Here is a 25601-nt window from a genome sequence, read left to right on the forward strand (position 1 = left end):
ATACAAAGGGCGTGTTCAACACGCCCCTACATTATTGATTTATATAACAAATTTTAGTTGTCATTGACTCTTTATCTGCTACCCAATTGCGGCACTACTTGATTATTCGCAGAGATTAAACCTGTATCAGTGTAAATTGCTAATTTACCGCGAGTGTCTACGATGTCTAGGTTACGCATCGTTAATTGACCGATACGATCACTTGGAGTAAACGGTGCATCTTCCACTTTTTCCATACTTAAGCGCTCTGCTTCGTAAGTTAAGTTTGGAGATTCAGTATTAAGAATCGTGAAGTCGTTACCACGACGTAATTCAAGTGTTACCGTACCAGTAATCGCTTTCGCTACCCAGCGTTGTGCGGTTTCACGCAACATTAATGCCTGCGGATCGAACCAGCGACCTTGGTAAAGTAAGCGACCTAAACGTAAGCCGTTAATGCGGTATTGTTCGATGGTATCTTCGTTGTGAATACCTGTTACCAAACGTTCGTAAGCGATGTGTAATAGCGCCATTCCAGGAGCTTCGTAGATACCACGAGATTTCGCTTCGATGATACGGTTTTCAATTTGGTCTGACATACCTAAACCGTGGCGACCACCAATGCGGTTTGCTTCAAGAATTAACTCTACTGCATCGTCAAAACGTTTGCCGTTTAAGGCAACTGGCACACCTTCTTCAAAAGTAACGGTCACAGTTTCAGGTTTGATTTCAACAGACTCATCCCAAAATGCCACGCCCATAATCGGTTTGACGATTTTCATTCCAGTGCTTAATTCCTCTAAGTCTTTCGCTTCGTGCGTTGCACCAAGCATATTTGAGTCGGTTGAATAAGCTTTTTCTACTGACATTTTATAGTCGAAGCCGTTTGCGATTAAGAATTGAGACATTTCAAAACGACCACCAAGCTCGTCGATAAATTGATTATCTAACCACGGTTTGTAAATTTTTAATTTCGGGTTAGTTAATAAACCGTACCGGTAGAAACGTTCGATGTCGTTACCTTTGAACGTTGAGCCATCGCCCCAGATATTTACATCATCTTCTTTCATTGCTGCCACAAGCATTGTCCCCGTTACCGCACGACCAAGTGGCGTAGTGTTGAAGTAAGGAATACCGCCTGTTGAAATGTGGAATGCACCACATTGAATTGCCGCAATCCCTTCGTGGGCTAATTGTTGGCGACAGTCGATTAAACGTGCATTTTCCGCACCGTATTCCATTGCTTTTTTCGGAATTGCATTGTAATCATCTTCGTCTGGCTGCCCTAAGTTTGCCGTGTAAGCATAAGGCACCGCACCTTTTTTACGCATCCAAAGTAATGCTGCTGAAGTGTCTAAACCGCCTGAGAACGCGATACCCACTTTTTGACCTAATGGGAGAGATTCTAAAATTGTTGCTGACATACAAATTCCTATATTTGAAATGAATGGAAAATTACCAACCGCAAACGGTTGCGAGTAAGTAAAACTGACACATTCTATTAGAAAAAAAAACAAATTTCATCTAAAATTTAGCTAAATTGTTGAATTTACTATTTTTGCAAACTTTAGCGAAAAATCGACCGCTTGAAATGAATAAAAGAGTCTCAAAATGAAAAAAATCCTTGTTATCCGCAACGATAAAATCGGTGATTTTATGGTCTGCTTTCCCGCTTTTACGATGCTCAAACAATCGTTACCCGATGTTGAAATTACCGCTCTTGTGCCAAGCTACACTGCACCACTTGCGGAACTTTGTCCCTCTATTGATAAGGTCATCATCGATGCCTCAAATAAAAAAGATCCTGTGGCATTTCAAAACGTATTACAAGCGGTCAAAAAAGAGCAATTTGATGCCGTAATTTCATTTGTATCTGATTGGTATAACGCTAAGCTCGCGTGGAAAAGCGGGATAAAATATCGTCTTGCTCCTGCAACAAAGTTGTTTCAATTTTTATATAACCATCGCTTAACCCAGCGCCGTTCTCAATCAGCAAAAGCGGAATCGGCATACAATTTAGATTTGTCTCGTGCATTTTTAGAAAAACAAGATATTCCTGTTATTGAACCTTCTGTGCCCTATTTGCAATTTAGTGAACAAGAGATTGCCACACAAAAAACCAAATTAGCAAAACTTTTGGACATTTCAACCGCTTGTAAATGGGTCTTTGTACATAGCTCTACTGGTGGTTCAGCAACCAGTCTTTCGCTTGAACAATATGCGACATTACTTAATAACTTAACCGAACACTTTGATTGCCAAGTAATTTTAACGGCAGGAAAAGGCGAGGAAGCACGAGCAAACGCATTGGCATCTCAACTTACACAAAAAGCGGCGGTTTATGCCAAAAATGATGGCTTGCAAGATTTTAGCCATTCAATTGCTTGTGCCGATCTTTTTATTGCAGGTTCAACAGGTCCGTTACATATTGCGGGAGCATTAAACGTGCCAACTATCGGCTTCTACCCAAGCCGACTTTCTGCCCAACCACAACGTTGGCGACCAATTAACGCAGAGGGAAAACATCTTGCTTTTATGCCGCCATTAGCACACGATCGTGCTTCGCAGATGAATTTGAGCCTAATTTCTATTGAGAAAGCACTCAAAGAGATTATCCCTTTTGTGGAAAGAAATTGGCAAAAAGCCTAGTTCTTTCAATGGTCTAGTCAAGAGAAATTTGTTACACTAGACCTTCTTATTAGCCTGCAATATATCTATTCACATTATGTTAAAAAAAATTCTGCTTTCCTGTTTAGCTCTACCAAGTATCACATTGGCACAATCTTACGTTGTCTATGACTTTACTCACGATCGCGTACTTGAAAGTCATGATCCTCATTCTTCTCAACCCATTGCTTCTGTCACTAAATTGATGACGGCAAATATCTTTTTAGAAAATAATAAACAGAAAAACTGTATGGCATCTATTATACGTGACGACGAGGATACCATTAAAGGTACAAGTACAAAATTACCAAGAAATACACCGATTTCATGTGATGAATTATTAAAAGCAATGATTGTGCACTCTGATAATTATGCTGCTCACGCTCTTTCTCGCTCAGCAGGAATAAGCCGTGCTCAGTTCATTCAAAAAATGAATGAAAAGGCTCGTCAATTGGGGATGACGGCAACCCACTTTAGTGATAGCTCTGGTTTATCAAGTAGTAACGTGTCTAGTGCAATGGATTTGGTGAAATTGGCGAAATACTCGTTGAAAAAACCTGAATTACAAAAATTATCGAATGAAAGAGCAACGCTTGTGCAAGTGGGCAATCGCCGTGTATTTATGCAAAATACCAGTGCATTAGTGCGAGAAGAGATTTTCGATGCAGCATTGAATAAAACAGGCTATATTCGTGAATCGGGTTACAACTTGGTGTTTGTAAATAAACATCGTTGTGGTAATAATGCGACCATTGGCGTAATTAGTTTGAATAATCGTAGTTCTGCCAAGCGGTCAAATTTTACGAAAACTAAGCTAGAACAATATGGTTGTGCGAGTTTGGCTCACAATCATCATTTTTCAGATAATGATGATTCATAATCTATGTACTAATTTTTTTATTTTTGCCCTTGAAAATGCTGAGCATAGCTCCATTTAATTGGCGTGACGCCCAAAAGCGTAAATTGTTTAATTTTTAACAGAGGAATTGAAATATGGCTCTTCGTCCATTACACGATAAAGTAATTTTAAAACGTGAAGAAGTAGAAACAAAATCAGCAGGCGGAATTGTTTTAACAGGTTCTGCAGCAACTAAATCTACCCGTGGTAAAGTAATTGCGGTGGGTACAGGTCGTTTATTAGAAAATGGCAATGTGCAACCATTAGCGGTAAAAGTTGGTGACGTGGTGATCTTCAACGAAGGTTATGGCGTGAAATCAGAAAAAATTGATGGCGAAGAAGTGTTAATTCTTTCTGAAAACGATATTTTGGCGATTGTAGAATAATTAAAAAAGGAATATAAAAATGGCAGCAAAAGACGTTAAATTTGGTAACGATGCACGCGTAAAAATGTTAAAAGGTGTGAACGTATTAGCAGACGCAGTCAAAGTAACTTTGGGTCCTAAAGGTCGTAACGTTGTTTTAGATAAAGCTTACGGTGCACCAACCATCACTAAAGATGGTGTTTCAGTAGCACGTGAAATCGAATTAGAAGATAAATTCGAGAACATGGGTGCTCAAATGGTAAAAGAAGTTGCCTCTAAAGCAAACGATGCAGCGGGTGACGGTACAACAACCGCAACAGTGCTTGCTCAAGCTATCGTAAACGAAGGCTTAAAAGCAGTTGCAGCGGGAATGAACCCAATGGATTTAAAACGCGGTATTGATAAAGCAGTTGCAGCAGTGGTAAGCGAATTAAAAGCGATTTCAAAACCTTGCGAAACCGCAAAAGAGATCGAGCAAGTGGGTACAATTTCTGCAAACTCTGATGCAACCGTAGGTCAATTAATTGCTCAAGCAATGGAAAAAGTGGGCAAAGAAGGCGTAATTACCGTTGAAGATGGCACAGGTTTAGATGATGCATTAGATGTAGTGGAAGGTATGCAATTTGACCGCGGTTACTTATCACCATATTTCATCAACAAGCCTGAAGCAGGTACCGTTGAATTAGATAGCCCATACATCTTATTAGTAGATAAAAAAATCACAAACATCCGCGAAATTTTACCGGTGTTAGAAGCAGTTGCGAAAGCAGGCAAACCATTGTTAATCATTGCTGAAGATATCGAAGGTGAAGCATTAGCAACTTTAGTCGTGAACACAATGCGTGGTATCGTGAAAGTAGCAGCGGTTAAAGCACCTGGTTTCGGTGATCGCCGTAAAGCAATGTTACAAGATATTGCAATTTTAACTGCAGGTACTGTGATTTCGGAAGAAATCGGTATGGAGCTTGAAAAAGCGACATTAGAAGAGCTTGGTCAAGCAAAACGTGTAGTAATCACCAAAGACAATACAACCATCATTGATGGCGTAGGTGATGAAGCACAAATCAAAGCACGCGTAGCTCAAATTCGCCAACAAATCGAAGATTCAACTTCAGATTACGATAAAGAAAAACTTCAAGAACGTGTTGCTAAATTAGCAGGCGGTGTGGCTGTTATCAAAGTTGGTGCTGCAACCGAAGTTGAAATGAAAGAGAAAAAAGACCGTGTGGATGATGCACTTCACGCGACTCGTGCAGCAGTGGAAGAAGGTATTGTACCAGGAGGCGGTGTAGCATTAGTTCGTGCAGCAAGCAAAGTGGCTGAAGAATTAAAAGGCGACAACGAAGAACAAAACGTTGGTATTCGTTTAGCATTACGTGCGATGGAAGCTCCACTTCGTCAAATCGTGACTAACGCAGGCGAAGAAGCATCAGTTGTTGCTCGTAACGTGAAAGATGGCAAAGGTAACTTCGGTTATAACGCAGGCACTGAACAATACGGCGATATGTTAGAAATGGGTATCTTAGACCCAACAAAAGTAACGCGTTCAGCATTACAATTCGCTGCATCAATCGCAGGCTTGATGATTACCACTGAATGTATGGTGACCGATCTTCCAAAAGATGAAAAAGCTGACCTAGCTGCTGGAATGGGCGGTATGGGAGGCATGGGCGGAATGATGTAATTCTCCCTATTTCTTAAAGCAACACCCGAGTGAAAACTCGGGTGTTTTTTTAGGAATGGCAAACAAAATCACTGCTCTACTTTTTCTTTAGTATTTTTCACAAACACCTCTTTCTGCTCCGAATTCACCAACGACAAATAAATCTCCTTACTCATCGCTTTTAAGCTCGGTTTTTCGTGAGGTTGGAACATCATAGGGCGGCAAAATTCCATTGCTTTAATGCCTAATCGGGCAGTTAAAATCCCCACGCCTAAGCCTTGGATAGCTTGCCCGAAGAGTCTACGCAATACGTTGTGCGACAACATGCCCGCGACTAACTCTGTAGTGCCCGCAAAGACCATATTTTTGATTACCATTTTGAACAGATGTAGGCGACTGAAATAGCCTAGTTCCATACCATAAATGCGGGTAATTTTGTTGATTAAGGCAAAATTTCGCCATGCAACCATCAACACGTCAGCAATGGCGACAGGGCTTAACGCTACAATCACGGCATTATCTCTTGCGTGTTTGGCGATCAGCTTTTGCGCTTGCTTATCAAGCGGAGAAAGTACGGTTTCACTAAATAGAGTCATCACTTGTTCTGAATTGTGATATTCATTGATTTGCGATAACCACTGTTTTTGGCTTTGTTCAAGTTGTGGGGTTATTTGTATTTGCTCAAGTAATTGTTTGCAAAAGATTTGCGATTTTTCACCGCTTGTCGTCGGTAATTCGGCTCGATATTGCTCCGACTCTTGTTGCATGAGTTCGTGCTGTCTGAGTTTACGTAGTTTTCGCCACTCTTGGAAAATGGTTCCCACGCCTGTTAAGCTGATTAATAAAAAGGCAACCGCAAAGAAAAGCGTAATCCATTGTTGATCCGTAATCGCATTTACAATCCATTGCACGCCTTGGGCAAGCAAGGCAATACAAAATAACACGAGAGAGGTCATTATTAGGCGGATGCGAAAACGTGAAGGTTTGAAATCTTCTTCAAAAAGCAAATCACCTTCCACTTCGCGATTCTCTTCCAAGTTCTGATAGGCGTTTAAATCTTCTTCCAATACATCCTTTTCGCTAAACTCTTGCTTCGCTTGGTAACGTTCTCGAGGTTCGATAATATCTTCTTCGCTAAAAATCTGTTTTTGCATTTTACGCTCCTTTTTCGACCGCTTGCTCAATATGCTTTTTCAAGCCCTCATATCCGTGTTCGGTTTTCAAAATTTGGAACAGCTGCATTGCTTCTGGGTACTCTTTATCCAAATAATGCAACCACTGTTTAATGCGTGCCACGTGGTAAAAGCCAGAATCGTGCTCATTTTCCATTTGTACATATTGATAAAGCAGTTGCAGCACTTCTGCCCACGGCATTTTGGCTTGATTGAATTTCACCACTCGGCTTAAATTTGGGGTATTCAAGGCTCCGCGACCAATCATTAAACGGCTGCAAGCGGTGATTTCTTGGCATTGTTTTGCAGAAGCATAATCCCAAATTTCGCCATTGGCAATCACAGGAATGCTCAACCGCTTTTGAATATCACCAATCGCTTGCCAGTTTATCCGTTCGGCACGGTAGCCGTCCATTTTGGTTCGACCATGCACCGTGATTTCATTCGCTCCACCTTGTGCGACTGCATCGGCAATTTCAAAGCATTGCTCACTACTATCCCAACCTAAACGCACTTTCACCGAAACAGGTTGCTCTTTAGGCACCGCGGCTCGAATGGCTTTTGTGGCTTGATAAATCAACTCAGGTGTTTTCAATAATGCCGCACCGCCTTGACTGCCATTTACCGTTTTAGACGGACAACCGCAGTTGAGATCAACACCATGCGAACCCAATTCAATTGCAAGTTCTGCATTTTCTGCCAACCATTCAGGATATTGCCCCAGAAGTTGCACACGAACGGGCGTGCCAGAATCTGTTAAGCCTTGGTTGTGCAATTCAGGGCAGAGGCGGTAAAAAGTTTTGCGAGGCAGTTTTTGATCAACCACACGGACAAATTCAGAAATACAAAGATCATAATCGTTCACAGCGGTCAGTAGCTTACGAACAAAAGGATCTAACACGCCCTGCATTGGGGCTAAAATAACTTGAGGGAGCATTTGAGACCTCATATAAAAAAGAACGGATAACGCTAGTTATCCGTTTAAACTCCTATTTCCAACCTTTTTGCTTGCAAATCAGATCGTAAGCGGCTTGAATTTGCTGGGTTTTTTCTTTAGCTAATTCCATCATCTCATCTGGCAAACCTTTTGCCGCCAATTTGTCTGGATGGTTTTCATTCATCAGTTTGCGATAAGCTCGTTTCACAGTATTTTGATCATCATTAGCCGTTACGCCCAATACTTTATAAGCGGCATCAATGCTTGGTTGACTACTCTGCTGATAGCTGCCCGAATAACCACCTTGAGAATAACTACCTTGTTGATGCGAATAATAACCTTGTTGGAAACCGCCACGGCTGAATTGCTGTGCTGCCATAATCATGCCAAGCATTTGCTCAAATTGCATGCGGCTCATGCCCATCGCTTCAGCAATAGTAAACAACACTTGTTGTTCTTGTGCGTCTAATTCGCCATCTTGAATCGCTGCGGTAATTTGCACTTGAATAAAGAAACGCAATAAATCTTGGCGTCTTGCACAAGCCTCACGAAATTCACGAATTACATTACGAAGCGGGAAATCCGCCTCTTTACCTAAGGTAAACGCTTTTTGTGCTTCTTGCTGTGCTTTGGCATCTAAATTCAGATGAGCCATTAAATTACGTGCATTTTGAATATCCTCTTCAGTGACACGCCCTTTAGCTTTGGCTAAATGTCCAAGGACGGCAAAAGTGGTTAGTGTAAACAGTGTTTGACGGGTTAAGTTTTTTCCAAAAATGGAAGAACGTACACTGCCTAGTTCATAGAGTTTTTTATCTGCTAAATGTCCTAAAAATGCACCAAAAATTCCTCCGAATAATCCGTGAAAAATTTGATAACCTAGAAAGAAACCGATGATCTTTCCAATATATTGCATAGCTTATTTCCTTTGTTAAGTGTTATGTGTATCTATTCTAAAATTCTCTGCTTTATAAGGGCATTTTCATTGAATACAACCCTATAGGGAATAATGACCACAAATTTAATGAATTTATCAACATGATTTCAAATTTTCTGCTAATTTTTGAATATATGTAGGTGTAATACCGCAGTGATATTCAACAATAATGGTACCTATAGCACAACGGCGTAGCTATTGGTAGTAATGGCTTCTACCCCGTGTTCGATAAAAATTTAGTGAACCTGCTGTACTGTAGATAGTTTTTCATAAAGCCAAAGTTACCATCCAAATTACTTGAATGGTGCTTTCAAACGCATTAATTCACGACCCATACTGCCGTCTAAGATAGTGATTGTCATAAGATTTCCTATTGTTTAAATTTTATAAAAATACGTTTAGCGATAAGAAAGAGTAATAAAATAAAAATCCATCTGAACCAAAAATTGTCTTTAATGAGATCAATAAATGTTTGCCAAGTAGTTTCAATAATATTTTGTTGATTTGCTTGTTCAATTTTTGTTTTCCAAGCAAGTACCGTATTTTTAGCCCAAGTGCTATCTAATTTTTCAGGAGAATTTACGTTATCATAGCAATTTATATTAAGGAATTTCCCTTTTACCATCATCATTCCCCCAACGTTTAAAGAATAGTCAGTAACTGTGTTATCTAATTGCTGTGTAGTTGTGCTTTTCTTTAGTTCATAAAAATAGCTTTTTTCGTCACTAAATATTTTATTAATACCGAGAATTTTTAACCCTAAAAACTGTACGCCTACAGTGTCTGCGTTAGCATCTAGTTGTTTTTGTTCGATTCGAGAGACGTCTTTCTCAAACTCTGCCGACTCAAGTAAAGAGGAAAATTCATTTTCCAATAAATGCCTTACTTCTGTTATTTGTTCTTTAGATAACGTTTTATCAATAATCCTTTTTGATGTAAAAACCGAGCAAGATTGCTCTCTACTTTCTTGCAAGCCATTAAAATTGAAATAATTCGCAAAATACTGATTTCGAGTATCTTGGGCATCGTGCCTTTCTAACATCAAATAAAGTTCACCCATTTCTGGTGTGATACGGATTGTATTTGGTGGTTCAGGTAGGTTAATTATGGTATTTCCCATTAAGATAGGATAAATATTTTCTTGCTCTCTCGTATTTGAGTACGCTATTTGGCTCAGAAAGATAAGAGATAGAAGTATTTTTTTCATTTACGTTAGACTAAATTGAATAAATTCTTGGAAATTTTATCATATGTTGCAAATAGATTGCATAGTAAAAGCATTGCATTAAATGCTTAAAAAATGTATTATGGACGTCTAGACGGAAAAACGGCTAATTTATTTTAAGTACAAGCGGTTAGAAGTAGCAAAATTTTTGCAAATTTAACCACTTGTGTGCTTTTCACTTTATAACACGAAATAAGGACAAATATGGCTATCAATTTATTTACTTCAGAGTCTGTTTCTGAAGGTCACCCAGATAAAATCGCAGACCAAATTTCAGATGCAGTATTAGACGAAATTTTAAAACAGGACCCGAAAGCACGCGTAGCGTGTGAAACTTATGTGAAAACAGGTATGGCTTTAGTGGGCGGTGAAATCACCACTTCTGCATGGGTGGATATTGAAAATTTAACTCGCCAAGTAATCGCAGACATCGGTTACAACCATTCAGATATGGGCTTTGATGCACACTCTTGTGCGGTATTAAACGCGATTGGTAAACAATCACCAGACATCAACCAAGGTGTTGACCGTGCTGATCCGCTAGAACAAGGTGCAGGCGACCAAGGGATTATGTTCGGTTACGCAACCAATGAAACTGATGTGTTAATGCCAGCTCCAATCACTTACGCTCACCGTTTAATGGAACAACAAGCGAAAGTGCGTAAATCAGGCAAATTAGACTGGTTACGCCCAGATGCGAAAAGCCAATTAACCTTCATTTACGAAGACAACCAAATCAAAGGCATTGATGCAGTGGTACTTTCAACGCAACACGCAGAGTCTGTTTCACAAAAAGAAGTGTATGAAGGCGTGATGGAAGAGATCATTAAGCCAATTCTTCCAAGCGAATGGTTAAGCCAAAATACCAAATACTTCATTAACCCAACAGGTCGTTTCGTGATTGGCGGGCCAATGGGCGACTGTGGCTTAACAGGACGTAAAATCATCGTAGATACCTACGGTGGTGCGGCTCGTCATGGTGGTGGTGCATTTTCTGGTAAAGATCCATCAAAAGTAGACCGCTCAGCAGCTTATGCAGCTCGTTATGTTGCGAAAAACGTCGTTGCAGCAGGTTTGGCAGATCGTTGTGAAATCCAACTTTCTTATGCTATCGGCGTGGCTGAACCAACCTCAATCATGGTAGAAACTTTCGGCACAGGCAAAGTAAGCAACGAAGTATTAGTACGTTTAATCCGTGAAAACTTCGATTTACGCCCTTACGGTTTAATCAAAATGTTAGATTTAATCCGCCCAATCTACCGCGAAACAGCCGCTTACGGCCACTTCGGTCGTTCACACTTCCCTTGGGAACAAACTGATAAAGCGAAAGCGTTAAGAGCGAGTCTCTAATTTTTAAATCTTCAATAAAAAAATCCCACGGTTGTGGGATTTTTTGTTTTTATAGAAATTGTTTTATAAGTTTTAGAATTTCACCGCAAAACCAGCGAAGTAAACCACTGGGTCAAGTTTTAATTTTACTTCGTGATCTAAACCAAGAGCTTTAAAGTTTGCTGTTGTTTTGATGTGTGACAGTTTAATTGTTTCAAAACAAAATTTCTTGATAACAATCAATTTTTTAACATTTGCTAGCATAAAAAGAAAATAAATGCAAAAAAATGTGATCTAGTTCACATTTTTCTCTTGAAATTCATTTGTCAAGCTCCATTTAGTGTAATGCTAAAGTTTCACGCTAATGTGAAACGGGTACAAATTCAAAGAAAGAGGAAAGAATATGAACTTTGAAAAATTCACAACAAAATTACAAGAAGCCTTAGCTGAAGCTCAGTCTTTAGCCGTCGGCAAAGATAGCGGATACATTGAACCAGCCCATTTACTTTACGCTTTATTAAAGCAAGCAGATGGCTCAATTGCTCCACTTTTTACTGCATTAAACGTTCAACCAAAACAGTTAGAAAGTGAATTATCCGCAATTTTAGACCGCTTACCACAAGTTCAAGGTGGCACAACACAACTTTCGCAACAAACTATTCGCTTATTAAATCAAGCAGATAAATTATCACAACAATTCGGCGATAGTTTTATTTCATCTGAATTGTTTGTACTTGCCGCCATCGATGACAATGGCGATTTAGGCAAATTATTGAAAAAACTTGGCTTAACAAAAGAAAAAATTACACAAGCAATTAGCCAAATTCGTGGAGGAGAAACCGTGAATAATCAAAACGCAGAAGAAACCAGACAAGCATTACAAAAATATACTATTGACTTAACTGAACGTGCCAAAGCAGGCAAATTAGATCCTGTGATTGGTCGTGATGAAGAGATCCGCCGTGCAGTGCAAGTACTACAACGCCGTACTAAAAATAATCCTGTGTTGATTGGTGAACCAGGGGTGGGTAAAACTGCGATTGTAGAAGGCTTAGCACAACGTATCGTCAATGGCGAAGTGCCTGAAGGGTTAAAAAACAAACGCGTACTTTCCCTTGATATGGGAGCATTGATTGCTGGGGCAAAATATCGTGGCGAATTTGAAGAACGTTTAAAAGCAGTCTTAAATGAGCTAGCAAAAGAAGAAGGACAGGTAATCCTCTTTATTGATGAAATTCACACAATGGTCGGTGCAGGCAAAACCGACGGTGCAATGGATGCAGGCAACTTGCTCAAACCTTCTCTTGCTCGCGGTGAATTGCACTGTGTTGGGGCGACAACCTTAGACGAATATCGCCAATATATTGAAAAAGACGCAGCATTAGAACGTCGTTTCCAAAAAGTATTAGTTGATGAACCAAGTGTTGAAGATACGATTGCAATTTTGCGTGGTTTAAAAGAGCGTTATGAAATCCATCACCACGTTCAAATCACAGACCCTGCAATTGTAGCGGCTGCTGTGCTTTCACACCGTTACATCAGCGACCGTCAATTGCCAGATAAAGCAATCGACTTAATTGATGAAGCGGCTTCAAGCCTACGTATGGAAATTGATTCCAAACCAGAACCGCTAGATAAATTAGAACGTCGTATTATTCAATTAAAATTGGAACGCCAAGCATTACAAAAAGAGGAAGATGAAGCGAGCCGCCAACGCCTTGCAAAATTAAATGAAGAATTGACCGCTAAAGAGCGTGAATATTCCGAATTGGAAGAAGTCTGGAAAGCAGAAAAATCTGCATTACTAGGTACACAGCACATTAAAACTGAGTTAGAAAACGCACGTATTGCGATGGATCAGGCTCGCCGTGAAAATAACTTTGAGAAAATGTCTGAGTTACAATATGGCAAAATCCCTGCACTTGAAAAACAATTGCAAGAAGCGGTAAAACGGGAAGAAGAAGGCGGCGAAAACCACTTACTCCGCACTAAAGTAACTGATGAAGAAATCGCGGAAGTGCTTTCTAAAGCAACAGGTATTCCTGTGTCTAAAATGATGGAAGGCGAAAAAGACAAATTACTTCGTATGGAAAGTGTATTACACGCTCGTGTGATTGGTCAAAATGAAGCGGTGGAAGCAGTGGCAAATGCGATTCGTCGTAGCCGTGCTGGTTTATCAGACCCGAACAAACCGATTGGTTCATTCTTGTTCTTAGGGCCAACAGGGGTAGGTAAAACCGAACTTTGCAAAACCTTAGCGAATTTCTTATTCGATGATCCTGATGCGATGGTTCGTATTGATATGTCGGAATTTATGGAAAAACACAGCGTCTCTCGCTTGGTCGGTGCGCCTCCAGGTTATGTGGGCTATGAAGAAGGCGGTTACTTAACCGAAGCCGTTCGCCGTCGCCCATACTCTGTAGTATTGTTAGACGAAGTGGAAAAAGCCCATCCAGACGTATTCAATATCTTACTGCAAGTGTTAGATGATGGACGATTAACCGATGGACAAGGCAGAACCGTAGATTTCCGCAATACCGTAGTGATTATGACCTCCAACTTAGGCTCACATCTCATTCAAGAAATGCCAGAGGCAACCTATGGCGAATTGAAAGAAGTGGTGATGTCGGTGGTAAGCCAACACTTCCGCCCAGAGTTCATTAACCGTATTGATGAAACCGTCGTATTCCACTCACTCGGTCAAGAACACATTCGTTCAATCGCACGCATTCAATTAGAACGCTTGATAAAACGTATTGCTGAACGTGGTTATGAAGTAACCATTACTGATGCAGCCATCGATCACATTGGCAAAGCTGGATTTGATCCATTGTTCGGTGCTCGTCCACTTAAACGTGCAATCCAACAAGAGCTTGAAAATCCACTTGCACAACAAATTCTTGGCGGAAAACTATTGCCAAACCGCCCTGTTGTTGTGGATTATAAAGATGAAAAATTGGTGATTGAAAATCAATAGAAAGAGAGGGCGTAATATCTATTACGCCAATCTCTCCTACACTTTTGATTGTTTTTATTTAGAGATATAATTCAAATTATTTAATAGTTATTGATGAGAATAAAAATGCAAAAAACAAAAGTCGTTCTTGCGACGGGCAATCAAGGTAAAGTAAAAGAGATGGCAGATGTGTTAGCTCAATTCGGTTTTGAGGTAGTGGCACAATCTGAATTTGGTATTCAAAGCCCCGAAGAAACAGGCTTAACCTTCGTTGAAAATGCGTTATTAAAAGCGCGTTATGCGGCAAAAATTACAGGCTTGCCTGCTATTGCCGACGATTCTGGCTTATCGGTGAAAGCCTTAAACGGTGCACCAGGTTTATATTCTGCACGTTATGCGGGCGAAGAGGGGAATGACGAAACGAATCGTCAAAAATTGTTGCGGGAAATGGCCTCCGTGCCTGCCGAAGCACGCCAAGCTAAATTTGTCAGTTGCATCGTCTTTTTAGCTCACGAAACTGACCCAACCCCTAAAATTGCAATTGGCGAATGTTTTGGTGAAATCTTAACCGAAGAGCGTGGCTCAAACGGTTTTGGTTATGATTCGCTCTTCTTCTATCCACCGAAAAATTGCAGTTTTGCTGAATTAGAAACCGCAGAGAAGAAAAAAATCTCACATCGTGCCATTGCTCTGGCTCAATTAAAAACACAATTTGAGGACTCAAAATGATTATCACAACAACGCCAACGATCGAAGGCAAACGTATTAAAGAATATAAAGGTTTAGTGTTTGGCGAAGTGGTTTCTGGTGCAAATTTTATTCGTGATTTCTTCGCTAGCATTACCGATGTGATTGGCGGGCGTTCAGGCGTTTATGAAAGCAAACTGAATAAATCTCGCCAAGAGGCTTTGGATGAGCTATCGGAAGAAGCACGTAAGGTAGGGGCAAATGCCGTAGTGGGTGTCTCGCTCGAATATCAATCGATGGGCGGCGATAAGAGTATGTTTATCGTGGTTGCCACTGGCACAGCGGTTGTGGCCGAATAGGGGAAATTTTGCAAAAAAATACCGAAATTGAACCGCTCTTTTGGCAGAAAAAATCGCTACTTGAAATGAACGATGTTGAGTGGGAAGCTTTGTGTGATGGTTGCGGGAAATGTTGTTATCGTAAATATATTCAAGGGCGAGGCAAGCGTGAACGCCTTTATTACACCCGTGTGGCGTGCAATCTTTTAGATGTGAACACGGGGCGTTGTAGGTACTATATTGATCGTTTCAAACTTGAATCAGATTGCACCAAACTCACCAAGAAAAATTTGCCCGATTTTGGTTGGTTGCCGAAAACTTGTGCTTATCGCCTGCTTTATGAAGGGAAGCCGCTGTTTGATTGGCACCCTCTGATTTCTCACGATCCTGAATCAGTAAGAAAAGCGAATGTGCTCATTCCTAACGGCATCCACGAAAAAGAGGTGATTGATTGGTTTGAGTTCGTGATTGATGAGGTTTAACAGAATGCAATTGCAATAAAAAAGCTAGATGGTGATTTACATTTCATCATCTAGCTTTTTCATTTTAGTTAATACCGTAAGGCTCTGTATAAGAAATCAAGCCACGCTTCAACATTCTGCTTACACCACTGCTGTAGTTTGTGCCAAAGCGAAGTTCAAAATTTACCCCAAATTTATTGTCATAAAATAAATCGTTAATGGTATCGCTTATTACATTTGACGGCGTTGAAACCAATCTACGTGCAACATAAACATTCGCAGTCCAGCAGCAAGTGTTGTAGTTCATCGAAAACTTCGTTTCAACAGGCTTTTTCAACGCAATATCTTGGTAATGGCTAAACATTGCTGCTACGTTATCCGTTAATTCCCACGCCACGACACCACCAAGCTGTTTAATATCTTGACCATAACGGTTTGTACTTAAGTTTTGGTTAATATAATCACGGCTTGCAAAGCGATAATTTAATTGAAACAATTTGCTATCGCTTGGCTTATATTGCAATGACATATTCGCCAATGAGGTTTGATTCAAACGTGTATCATATTGATAACTTCCATGCCAATTCCATTTACGATGGAATTTCCAGTTTGATTCTAACGCCCACGAAGAAGAACGCTTTGCCGTACTATTGCTCGAATTATCATCAATTTTAGATGGACTTAAATAGTATGTTTGCCCTGCACTAAAATTGAATACCTCTGTCCCTGTCTTATCGCTGAAGAATCGCGTTGTTCCACCTGCTGTCACAAGGTTTGCAGAAGAAATACGGTCTAAACCACTATAACGACGATCGTTAAATAGAGAGAAATAATCAGTTTGCAATAAAGCAGAATCATAACCTAACCCCACGCTTTTATGACGTTTAGAGCCAATATCTGCTTGGTTTTTGTATGGGCGATAAATATATTGCATACGAGGCTCAAAGGTTTGATTATAACCTTTAAAGAACTGCTTATCTGCCTCAAGTACCGTTTGGAAATCTAGCTTAATTTGAGGAATCACACGAGTCACATTTTTCTTCATTTCTTCCGCATTGATATCACTGCCTTTTTGTTGAATATAGTGTGTTGCGTAAAGTTTAGTTTCCAGATTTAAACTGCCATAGCGATTGGTAAGTGGTGCGTTTAATGTTGGTTCTACATGAAAACGCCACGCTTTTGGCATTAGGTTGCTATCATTATCAAAACGAGCGGCTTGCGAGAATAAATGGAAATCAGCAATGCCTTTTAACACATCATTTTTATAATAATTGAAATCAATTTGCGGTAATACGCGGTATGGGCCAACTGAATTTGTAGAAAGATCAAAAGTCTGGAATTTTTTACCTGAAACTGACAAATTATAGTTTGATTGATAGTAACCTAATTTAAATTGTTGTGTAGCATAGCCATCCGTACTGCTACCGTAGTCTGAATCAAAATCAGAGAAATAACGGCGATCGCTCACTTTAGTATAATTCACATTCAAACGCCAATCGCTTAAAAAACTCATATTATGACGCCAATGTAATAAATAACGTTTACGGCTGCCATCACCTGATTTATATTCATCTAAACGATCTTTCGCCATATATTCGGTTGCAACCAAGCCTTCCCCCAACTTCGTTAAATAACGAAGTTCAGGGCTAAGTTGCCAGCCACGACGAGAATAATAGGTTGGTGTAAAGGTTGCATCCATATTCGGTGCAATGTTCCAATAAAATGGCTGTGAATAAGTAAAACCATTTTTGCTTGAACGCTCAAAACTTGGAATCAATAAACCTGAACGACGACGATCGCCAATAGGGAATTGTAAATAAGGAGAATAAAAAACGGGTACGCCCATCACTTTAAAACGAGCGTGCCACATTTCAGCATATTCATCTTGAACGTGCTGAATCATTTCGTTCGCTTCAATTGACCAAGATTTATCATTTACTAAACAGGAGGTAAAGCTCGCATTTTTTAATGTGCGAGTTTGGTCATTAAAATGACCGCTTTCCGCTGTACCTCGCCCTTGTCTATCCACTAATTGATAGCTTGTATTAGAAAGGTCTGCCTCTTTACTCGTTAAATCTACCGCCGCATCACGACCTTCAGCTTGAATGAAATTATCGCGATATTGGTAAGAGCCTTTCAAGAACGCCTTGCGAGCTTGTTCACCATTTTGCTCTACGCGAACTTCCTCACCAAATAACGAGCGGCTGCCTTGCTTAATGCTCACATCCCCCGTATAGGTCGCATCTGTCGGCTGGTTAATTAATGCATTATCTGCCTCAATGTAGACAGGTGCTTGGTTCGGATCGCCTTTAACCTCTTCACCTTGAAAGTGCGGTACGCCTAATAAACATTGCTCTCTTAAATCCGCTGCTGCAGTTTGGCTATAACAAGCCGCAACTACCGCCAGCGAGAGAAGATTGTAACGTTGTTTCATTCTCGTTTCTCTTAAATAATTCTGGAAAACTGTTGTCTTTTTGCAAGCTGTCTTGAATACACATCAAAGCATAAACAGATGTTACGAATTAACAAACGGCCTCTTGGTGAAACCACAATGCTTTTTTCGTTAATTTCAAGCAAGCCATCTTTAGCAAGCGGCTTTAAATAGGTTAAGTCTTCAGCAAAATAAGTATTGAAATCAATGCTGTATGCTTTCTCCAAGCGGTCAAATTCAAGTTTAAAATTGCAAATTAATGCTTTGATCACATCACGGCGGATGCAGTCGTCTTGAGTAAGAGCAAGACCTTTGCTTAATGCGATGCCCGTTTCTTCCACATCGGCATAATATTGTTTTAGCTCTTTTTGGTTTTGAGCATAAGTATCGCCAAGCAAGCTAATTGCAGAAACCCCCATACCTAATAAATCACACTCTTCTTGTGTCGTATAACCCTGGAAATTACGGTGTAGTACGCCATTAGCTTGGGCGATTGCTAACTCATCATCAGGTTTAGCAAAGTGATCCATTCCGATAAATTTATAGCCATTCTCGCCTAAGAATTGAATAGAATTTTGCAAAATCGTCAGCTTGGTTTCTGGCGGTGGTAACATATCATCTTTAATTTTGATCTGTGCGGCAAAACGGCTTGGCAAGTGAGCATAGTTAAATACGCTCATACGATCTGGGTTAAGTTCCACCACACGTTTTAACGTGTACATAAAACTTTCCACGTTCTGTTTTGGTAAACCGTAAATCAAATCTACGTTAGTTGAAACAAAGCCTAGCTCTTTTGCACGTTTCATCAAGGCAAAAATAAACTCTTCGTCTTGCTCACGATTTACGAGTTCTTGCACTTCTTTATCGAAATCTTGAATCCCCATACTGATACGGTTAAAACCAATATGACGAAGATGATCAAGCATATTCAGCTCAATTTCACGAGGGTCCATTTCAATACTGATTTCTGCATCAGCCTGCACATCAAAGTGTGTCTTGAGTAAATTCATCAAACGAGCTGATTGTTCTTCGTCTAAATACGTTGGTGTACCACCGCCCCAGTGAATTTGGGTCACTTTACGATTTTTGAAAAGCGGTGCACGAGTTTTAATCTCTTTTTCAAGGTAATCTAAATAGAGATCGACTTTATGACGATGACGGGTAATTACTTTATTACACGCACAGAAATAGCAAAGTTTATGGCAAAACGGAATATGCACATAAAGCGAAAGCGGACGCTCAGGATAACGTTCTGCTGCCGCTTTAAAATCTTCATTAGTGTAATTTTCGCTAAATTCCAATGCGGTCGGATATGACGTATAACGCGGACCAGATTGGTTATATTTTTGAATAAGGTTTAAATCCCAAATAATTTCTGACATTATTGTGCCTTTTTTAAAGTTTTAATTACTTCGATCAATTGACCACATTCTGCTTGGATTTGCTCAAAAAGCTCGGCTTCTTTTGCTTCACGTGCGAGGTCTTGACGCATACGCTCATTACGTTTCAACGCTTTGCGTTCCTCCAAAATTGCCATATCCTGCACTAGCTCATAAAGCTCCCACATGGCAGGATAATTCGACAATTTATGCCCCAACACATCCAACAGCGGTTTTAAACGTAACACACCTTCAGAAGGATTGCATTGCTCCGTTCTTACCGCATGGGCAATCACTTCCACGCTTTCAAAAATACGTTCAAAACGTGCTTTTTGCTCTTCTTTGGCTTGCTTTCTTAACTCTTGCTCTAAAGCTTGCTGATTTTTCACTTTCGCCCACAAATAGACTGCATAGCCCACCATTGAAAGTAAAATCAACACTGCCAAAATAATGAGAAAAAATCTAATCATATCAATGCTCAATTTACTGATTATCTACTTAAATTGATTAAGATTGATGGTTTCAAATTGGTGCAATAAGGCATCACCTTCATCCATCTCTTCATCTTGAATGCCTAAAATTTCCATCAATTCATCAATGCGATCTAAGCATTCATCTACAAATTTTTGATCTTCTGCAGAAAGTACTTTACCTGCATCTAACTCATCCAGTAATTGGTGTAAACATTCATTATTTTCGAGTTGCTCTAACTCCAATTCTGGCGATAAAACTGGTTTAACCTCTTCTGGCAATACAGGTTTAATGAACAGACCTTTTTCAGGTTTGTTTACAAACTCCACCATCAACGGAATTTTCTTTTTGCTACCAATACGCGGATCTTTAACTTCTTTCACCACTGCTTTTTTCTGCTCAGTAGGATCAACATTACGCGAACCTGTTGGCAAGCCTTTATGCTTACGTTTTTTCTTCTCCTCACGTGCTTTTGCATCTAATTCATAGCGAGTTGGCTTACGATTTTTACCACTGGTTAATTTCGGTTGTTCTGGTCTTTTATCTGCCTTACGGGTTGGCATAATGTCGGTAATACGACGTGTTTTTTTGGTACGACTCATATTCTCTTCTTTATTGATCTAATAAATAATTAAGCGAGCTATTCTACTAGGAAAGCAAGCGAGTGAACAGAAAAGATTTAATTTCACACTTTAAAGTTTACATTTAACAGCTTATTAACATAAGATTTAATAATCTTAGAAATAAAAATTTCTTATAACCTATATTGACAAACGAATTTTAATGCGATAACTTCAAAACTCATTTTAAAACTGCCTGCTGAAAAGTAGGTCCAATCAAGAGGAACTTTATCGTGGAACCAATCATATTAAATGGCTATTACACGCTAATTGCAGCAACTCTCGTATTACTTTTAGGACGTTTGCTCGTAAAAAAAATCCAATTCTTACAAGATTTTAATATCCCCGAAGCAGTTGCAGGTGGTTTAATCGCAGCAGCTATCATTTTTGCACTTTATCAGTGGTTCGGTTTATCTTTCAAATTTGAGAAAAGTTTACAAGATGCCTTTATGCTTGTTTTCTTCTCTTCTGTTGGCTTATCAGCAGACTTCTCTCGCTTAAAACAAGGCGGTTTCCCGCTTGTGATTTTCCTTGCTGTAGTAGGCGTACTCATCCTGGTACAAAATGGTGTAGGGATAGGTTTAGCCTCATTACTTGGCTTAGATCCGAAAATTGGCTTAATCACAGGTTCTATTACCCTAACAGGTGGTCACGGAACAGGGGCAGCTTGGGCAAAAGTATTTACAGAGAAATATGGATTACAAGGTGCAACGGAAATGGCTATGGCATCTGCTACTTTCGGTTTAGTAGCTGGTGGCTTAATTGGTGGGCCTGTCGCTCGTCGTTTAGTAAACAACTTGAAACGTGGCAAAAAAGCGGCATCAGTGAAAAAAGCAGATACATCTGATTCACAATACGATGGTGAAACCTTTGAAGAAAAAGATCATATGCGTTTCATTACTGCAAGTTCGACTATCGAAACTATGGCTCTCTTTGCAGCATGTTTAGCTTTCTCTTCAATTATGAATGCACAATTCTCTGGTTTAGGCTTGCCACAATTCGTATGGGCTTTAGGTTTCGGTGTTATCTTGCGTAACGTGTTAACCAAAGTATTCAAATTCGATATGTTCGACCGTGCGATTGACGTATTTGGTAACGCATCATTAAGCTTATTCTTAGCAATGGCATTAATGAGCATCAAATTATGGGAATTAGCAGGTCTAGCAGGTCCAATGCTTATCATCCTAGTTGTTCAAACTATCGTCATGATTTTATACGGCTACTTCGTAACTTTCCGCATTATGGGTAAAGATTACGATGCAGCAATATTAACAGCTGGTCATTGTGGTTTCGGTCTAGGTGCAACACCAACAGCTGTTGCAAATATGCAATCTGTAACACAAACCTTCGGACCTTCGCATAAAGCTTTCTTAATCGTACCGCTTGTAGGGGCTTTCTTTGTTGATATTATCAACTTGTTTGCGATTACTTGGTTTATTAATATGTTAGGTTAATTTTACTCATTGTAAATTGATTGATTATTTGAAAATGTCCTTATTACCAGTAATAAGGGCATTTTTCTTTATATCTTTTATCAATGAAACGTTTACAAGCTTAGTTATTCTCAAACCAACTCTCCAAAATCAAACAAGCCGAAATTGAATCCACTTTATCTTTTTTCAGTGCTTTATAACCACCACGAGCAAAAATCTCTGATTTTGCTTCAACCGTGGTTAAGCGTTCATCTTGCAATTCCACAGGTAAGTTAAAACGCCCATTTAATCGATTCGCGAATTTTTTTGCTCGCTGTGTGAGCAGTTGTTCTGTACCGTCCATATTCAGCGGTAAGCCAACCACAAGCAGATCAGGTTTCCATTCTTGGATCACTTTGCCAATCATATCCCAATTAGGAATACCATCTTGGGCTTTAAAGGATGGCAAGCCTTGTGCTGTGCCCGTAATGCTTTGCCCTACGGCACAACCGATGCTATAAGTGCCAAAATCGAAGGCTAAAATGGTTTTTGTCATTGATATTATTCCTTATTTGTTTCTATTTTTTCTAAGTAATTGTTTGTAATAATCCCACGTAAAATATCGACCAGGATCTTGTTTTCGTCCTGGTGAAATATGCTGATGCCCTGTAATTCGCTCATCGGTAATGGCGGGGTAAGCGGTCTGAATTGCCTGGGTTAATGCAACTAAACTTTCATATTGTGCTTGGGTAAAAGGCTGATTATTTGAGCCCTCAAGTTCAATGCCAATTGAAAATTCATTGCACTTTTCTCGCCCTTCAAAATTTGATAATCCTGCGTGCCACGCCATATCATTAAAATTCACATATTGGGTAATTTCGCCTTGTCGATTAATTAAGCAATGCGCAGAAACGCGTAAATCCTTGATTTCTTGGAAATAAGGATGGGCATTGGGATCAAGTTTCCCTTGAAAAAAATCATCAATGAAATGCTCGCCAAATTGTTCGGGTGGCAAACTGATGTAATGAATAACCAAGAGCGAAATATCATCAATATTCGGGCGAGGGTTAAAATGAGGCGAGGGAACTTGCTTTTGATAAATCAAGCTGCCATTTTTTAAGGTTAAATCCATAGCGTTTTGTGGTAGAATCTTGCCGTTTAAAATCAATCAAATCGAGAGAAAAATGCTTAGCTATCGTCATAGTTTCCACGCTGGAAACCACGCAGATGTGCTTAAACACATTGTGCAACTTCTTATTCTACAGTCGCTCAAACAAAAAGAGAAAGGCTTTTTATATTTAGACACTCACTCTGGCATAGGGCGCTATAGCCTATTCAGTGCTGAATCAGAAAAAACGGGCGAATATTTAGAAGGAGTGGCTCGCCTTTGGGAACGTGATGATTTGCCTGAAGACGTGGCTCTTTACATTGAGGAGCTGAAAAAAATCAATCGTGGTGGGAAGTTAAAATATTATGCGGGTTCGCCATTGCTAGCCGTAAATCAATTACGCCCACAAGATCGTGCGATTCTCACCGAACTTCATCCAAACGATTTTCCATTATTACGCCAAGAGTTTGCTAAAACAGAGAATGTGCAAACCAAGCGCGAAAATGGTTTCCAGCAATTGAAATCAGCATTACCACCGAAAGAACGTCGAGGCTTTGTGCTTATCGACCCGCCTTACGAGCTTAAAGAAGATTATGAATTAGTAGTGAAAGCGATCGAAGAGGGCTACAAACGTTTTGCAACAGGCGTGTATGCGATTTGGTATCCTGTGGTACTTCGCCAACACACAAAACGTATCTTACGTGGCTTGCAAGAAACAGGCATTCGCAAGATTTTACAAATTGAACTTGCTGTTCGCCCAGACTCAGACCAACGCGGAATGACGGCAAGTGGAATGATTGTAATCAATCCACCTTGGCAGTTAGAAAGCCAAATGAAAAAAATTCTGCCTTATTTAACAGATGTGCTTGTGCCAGAAGGTACGGGTTCTTGGGCTGTTGATTGGATCACACCAGAATAATCTTTCCCCCATCTTGGTTTTAACCGAGATGGGGATTTTTTTGTAAAAATTTTAGTAAAAACAACCGCTTGTAGGGTGTATGAACGACGTTCACGCACATTTATCCAAACAAGTGTTTTTCATACAAAGCGAGGATATTATGCAACAATACAAACACGACTTTATTGAATTCGCACTCAGCCGTCAGGTGCTCAAATTTGGCGAATTTACCTTAAAATCAGGCAGAAAAAGCCCTTACTTTTTTAATGCGGGTTTATTCAATACAGGTCGAGATTTAGCTAAATTAGGCGGGTTTTATGCTCAAGCCATTCAAGCCTCAACATTAGATTACGACGTGTTATTCGGCCCAGCTTACAAAGGAATCCCTATTGCAACAACGGTTGCTGTTGCGCTAGCCAATCAATTTGATATAGATAAACCTTGCTGTTTTAACCGTAAAGAAACGAAAGATCACGGTGAAGGCGGCAATTTAATTGGCTCGCCACTTAAAGGTAAAATTTTGTTGGTGGATGATGTGATTACTGCAGGCACGGCAATTCGTGAATCAATGGAAATTATCCAAGCAAACCAAGCCGAATTAGCAGGGGTTTTAATTGCATTAAACCGTAAAGAAAAAGGCAAAGGCGAGCTTTCTGCTATTCAAGAAGTAGAACGTGATTATGGTTGCAAAGTATTATCAATCGTAGATTTTAATGATCTAGTGCAATTTATCGAGAAATCGCCAGAATATGCTCCGTTTTTGCCTGCAATGAAGGCATATCGCGAGCAGTATGGCGTTTAGTTTATAAAATAAAGCTACTAATGCTTTTATCATTAGTAGCTTTACTAATTCAATGTTATTTAATACGATCTTGTCCTATTCCATAAATCAGCATATTTCACAAATGTTGAATGCGCAGACAGAATAGCTAATAAGAAACCTTGTTTTCCATCTAAAAAACCAGCTTTGAGTAGATACATTTTCATAAAGCACCCTAAAGCGTGCATTACGCCATCCAATAAAGTTGCTTTTTTATTAGCCTTCTCTCGTTGCATTGCCCATGCTTTTGCATATCCTGCAGATTTTACAAGATAATGATAAATGTCTTTATAAGTAAAATGTAATAAATCACCTTTAAGTTTTTTTACTTGTGCATCTTTAGGATAATGTACTTTTTCATGAACCAATTCATTACCATATTGAGCAAAATCAGTCGCATATAATCGAACAACATAGTCGGGATACCAACCAGAATGTCGAATTTGTCGCCCAAATACCTCGCTTAAGCGACTTACTTGGTATATTGCATTTCTTTCGTTCTTTTCTACTGCTTGTAAAATACTATTTTTAAGTTCTGGGGTAACTCGCTCATCTGCATCAAGCCATAAAACATAATCACTTGTTACATATTGTTGTGCGAATTGACGCTGTTTACCAAAGCCTCGCCAATCGGTATTTATATAAAATTTTGCACCATATTGTTCAGCAATTTGCTGGGTATTATCGATGCTCCCACTATCTAAAATAATAATTTCATCTACCCAGCCTTTTATTGTTTCAAGGCAGGCACTTAAATCTTGCTCTTCATTTTTTACAATCATTGCAACACTTAATGTTGGCATATCTGAATTCCTATACTTAAAATAATTTTGTCTATTCTATGCGAT

Annotated in this window: 24 protein-coding genes and 2 pseudogenes; 12 read left to right on the forward strand and 14 right to left on the reverse strand. The window is 39.6% G+C overall.

Translation table 11 applies throughout. The annotated features are described in order from the left end of the window. Positions 1-71 precede the first annotated feature (71 nt). Positions 72-1403, reverse strand: coding sequence for an argininosuccinate synthase (gene argG, locus DPV92_RS01530; RefSeq protein WP_111353345.1), 1332 nt, complete (start codon positions 1401-1403; stop codon positions 72-74). Between the two features lie 187 nt (positions 1404-1590). Here argG and DPV92_RS01535 point away from each other — a divergent pair, with 187 nt between their 5' ends. The 4 genes from DPV92_RS01535 (at position 1591) to groL (ending at position 5593) form a co-directional block, all read left to right on the forward strand. Then, entirely contained in the window at positions 1591-2628 is a 1038-nt protein-coding gene (locus tag DPV92_RS01535; protein WP_111353346.1) for a glycosyltransferase family 9 protein, read from the forward strand. A gap of 76 nt (positions 2629-2704) precedes the next feature. Continuing rightward, positions 2705-3526, forward strand: coding sequence for a D-alanyl-D-alanine carboxypeptidase family protein (locus DPV92_RS01540; protein ID WP_111353347.1), 822 nt, complete (start codon positions 2705-2707; stop codon positions 3524-3526). A 113-nt stretch (positions 3527-3639) separates the two neighbouring features. Continuing rightward, entirely contained in the window at positions 3640-3930 is a 291-nt protein-coding gene (locus DPV92_RS01545) for a co-chaperone GroES (RefSeq protein WP_005706053.1), read from the forward strand. 19 nt (positions 3931-3949) lie between these two features. Beyond that, positions 3950-5593 carry a chaperonin GroEL gene (gene groL, locus DPV92_RS01550; protein ID WP_111353348.1) on the forward strand — a complete coding sequence of 548 codons (1644 nt, stop codon included), beginning with the start codon at positions 3950-3952 and terminating at the stop codon, positions 5591-5593. Positions 5594-5661: 68 nt separating this feature from the next. Here the strand turns inward: groL and DPV92_RS01555 are convergent, their stop codons facing one another. The 5 genes and pseudogenes from DPV92_RS01555 to DPV92_RS01575 all read right to left on the reverse strand — a co-directional run bounded on the left by DPV92_RS01555 (position 5662) and on the right by DPV92_RS01575 (position 9825). Continuing rightward, complete coding sequence (locus tag DPV92_RS01555) at positions 5662-6726, reverse strand: YcjF family protein (RefSeq protein ID WP_111353349.1); 1065 nt, start codon at positions 6724-6726, stop codon at positions 5662-5664. A 1-nt stretch (position 6727) separates the two neighbouring features. Beyond that, positions 6728-7681, reverse strand: coding sequence for a tRNA dihydrouridine(16) synthase DusC (dusC, locus tag DPV92_RS01560; RefSeq protein ID WP_111353350.1), 954 nt, complete (start codon positions 7679-7681; stop codon positions 6728-6730). 52 nt (positions 7682-7733) lie between these two features. Then, entirely contained in the window at positions 7734-8597 is an 864-nt protein-coding gene (gene djlA / locus DPV92_RS01565; RefSeq protein ID WP_111353351.1) for a co-chaperone DjlA, read from the reverse strand. Between the two features lie 260 nt (positions 8598-8857). Next, a pseudogene (locus DPV92_RS09890) lies at positions 8858-8980 on the reverse strand (homocysteine S-methyltransferase family protein); the annotation flags it as partial. A gap of 8 nt (positions 8981-8988) precedes the next feature. Further along, positions 8989-9825: a hypothetical protein gene (locus DPV92_RS01575; RefSeq protein ID WP_111353352.1), complete on the reverse strand. Its 837-nt coding sequence runs from the start codon at positions 9823-9825 to the stop codon at positions 8989-8991. Between the two features lie 222 nt (positions 9826-10047). Between DPV92_RS01575 and metK the strand changes: the two genes are divergently transcribed. Next, positions 10048-11193, forward strand: a complete 1146-nt coding sequence (gene metK / locus DPV92_RS01580; RefSeq protein ID WP_111353353.1) for a methionine adenosyltransferase — start codon at positions 10048-10050, stop codon at positions 11191-11193. A gap of 72 nt (positions 11194-11265) precedes the next feature. Here metK and DPV92_RS01585 read toward each other — a convergent pair. Next, positions 11266-11373, reverse strand: a pseudogene (locus DPV92_RS01585) (OmpW family outer membrane protein); the annotation flags it as partial. Positions 11374-11575: 202 nt separating this feature from the next. Here DPV92_RS01585 and clpB point away from each other — a divergent pair. From clpB to DPV92_RS01605, 4 genes are all read left to right on the forward strand, one after another. Beyond that, entirely contained in the window at positions 11576-14149 is a 2574-nt protein-coding gene (gene clpB, locus DPV92_RS01590) for an ATP-dependent chaperone ClpB (protein WP_111353354.1), read from the forward strand. A 105-nt stretch (positions 14150-14254) separates the two neighbouring features. Then, the gene (gene rdgB / locus DPV92_RS01595; protein ID WP_111353355.1) at positions 14255-14857 is read left to right on the forward strand and encodes an RdgB/HAM1 family non-canonical purine NTP pyrophosphatase; all 603 of its coding nucleotides are present in this window, start codon (positions 14255-14257) and stop codon (positions 14855-14857) included. Then, positions 14854-15174, forward strand: coding sequence for a YbjQ family protein (locus DPV92_RS01600; RefSeq protein WP_111353356.1), 321 nt, complete (start codon positions 14854-14856; stop codon positions 15172-15174). Before rdgB ends, DPV92_RS01600 begins: the two co-directional genes overlap by 4 nt. Before the next feature lie 5 nt (positions 15175-15179). Beyond that, complete coding sequence (locus DPV92_RS01605; protein ID WP_111353357.1) at positions 15180-15635, forward strand: YcgN family cysteine cluster protein; 456 nt, start codon at positions 15180-15182, stop codon at positions 15633-15635. Between the two features lie 64 nt (positions 15636-15699). Here the strand turns inward: DPV92_RS01605 and lptD are convergent, their stop codons facing one another. From lptD to yihI, 4 genes are read right to left on the reverse strand one after another with little or no spacing between them, the layout of a single operon-like run. Continuing rightward, entirely contained in the window at positions 15700-18048 is a 2349-nt protein-coding gene (lptD, locus tag DPV92_RS01610) for an LPS assembly protein LptD (protein ID WP_111353358.1), read from the reverse strand. 11 nt (positions 18049-18059) lie between these two features. Further along, positions 18060-19427: an oxygen-independent coproporphyrinogen III oxidase gene (gene hemN, locus DPV92_RS01615; RefSeq protein ID WP_111353359.1), complete on the reverse strand. Its 1368-nt coding sequence runs from the start codon at positions 19425-19427 to the stop codon at positions 18060-18062. Then, positions 19427-19894, reverse strand: coding sequence for a DUF2489 domain-containing protein (locus DPV92_RS01620; RefSeq protein WP_111353360.1), 468 nt, complete (start codon positions 19892-19894; stop codon positions 19427-19429). Before DPV92_RS01620 ends, hemN begins: the two co-directional genes overlap by 1 nt. Before the next feature lie 24 nt (positions 19895-19918). Continuing rightward, entirely contained in the window at positions 19919-20497 is a 579-nt protein-coding gene (gene yihI, locus DPV92_RS01625; RefSeq protein WP_111353361.1) for a Der GTPase-activating protein YihI, read from the reverse strand. 251 nt (positions 20498-20748) lie between these two features. On the opposite strand from yihI, the gene gltS reads away from it, so the two are divergent. Then, positions 20749-21969, forward strand: coding sequence for a sodium/glutamate symporter (gltS, locus tag DPV92_RS01630; protein ID WP_111353362.1), 1221 nt, complete (start codon positions 20749-20751; stop codon positions 21967-21969). Positions 21970-22069: 100 nt separating this feature from the next. Here gltS and ruvX read toward each other — a convergent pair whose 3' ends face one another. After that, a complete protein-coding gene (gene ruvX, locus DPV92_RS01635; RefSeq protein ID WP_111353363.1) occupies positions 22070-22483 on the reverse strand; it encodes a Holliday junction resolvase RuvX in 414 nt (137 codons plus the stop codon). A 12-nt stretch (positions 22484-22495) separates the two neighbouring features. Next, entirely contained in the window at positions 22496-23059 is a 564-nt protein-coding gene (gene ampD / locus DPV92_RS01640) for a 1,6-anhydro-N-acetylmuramyl-L-alanine amidase AmpD (RefSeq protein WP_111353364.1), read from the reverse strand. Positions 23060-23111: 52 nt separating this feature from the next. Here ampD and DPV92_RS01645 point away from each other — a divergent pair, with 52 nt between their 5' ends. Together DPV92_RS01645 and pyrE are read left to right on the forward strand one after the other, a co-directional pair. Continuing rightward, positions 23112-23954, forward strand: coding sequence for a 23S rRNA (adenine(2030)-N(6))-methyltransferase RlmJ (locus DPV92_RS01645; RefSeq protein ID WP_111353365.1), 843 nt, complete (start codon positions 23112-23114; stop codon positions 23952-23954). Positions 23955-24093: 139 nt separating this feature from the next. Further along, on the forward strand, positions 24094-24735 hold the full coding sequence (gene pyrE, locus DPV92_RS01650) for an orotate phosphoribosyltransferase (protein ID WP_111353366.1): 642 nt from the start codon (positions 24094-24096) through the stop codon (positions 24733-24735). A gap of 59 nt (positions 24736-24794) precedes the next feature. Here pyrE and DPV92_RS01655 read toward each other — a convergent pair whose 3' ends face one another. Then, positions 24795-25556: a glycosyltransferase family 2 protein gene (locus DPV92_RS01655; RefSeq protein ID WP_111353367.1), complete on the reverse strand. Its 762-nt coding sequence runs from the start codon at positions 25554-25556 to the stop codon at positions 24795-24797. Between the last annotated feature and the right edge of the window lie 45 nt (positions 25557-25601).

The sequence above is a fragment of the Pseudohaemophilus paraphrohaemolyticus genome (assembly GCF_003253115.1).
Taxonomy (GTDB): domain Bacteria; phylum Pseudomonadota; class Gammaproteobacteria; order Enterobacterales; family Pasteurellaceae; genus Haemophilus_A; species Haemophilus_A paraphrohaemolyticus_A.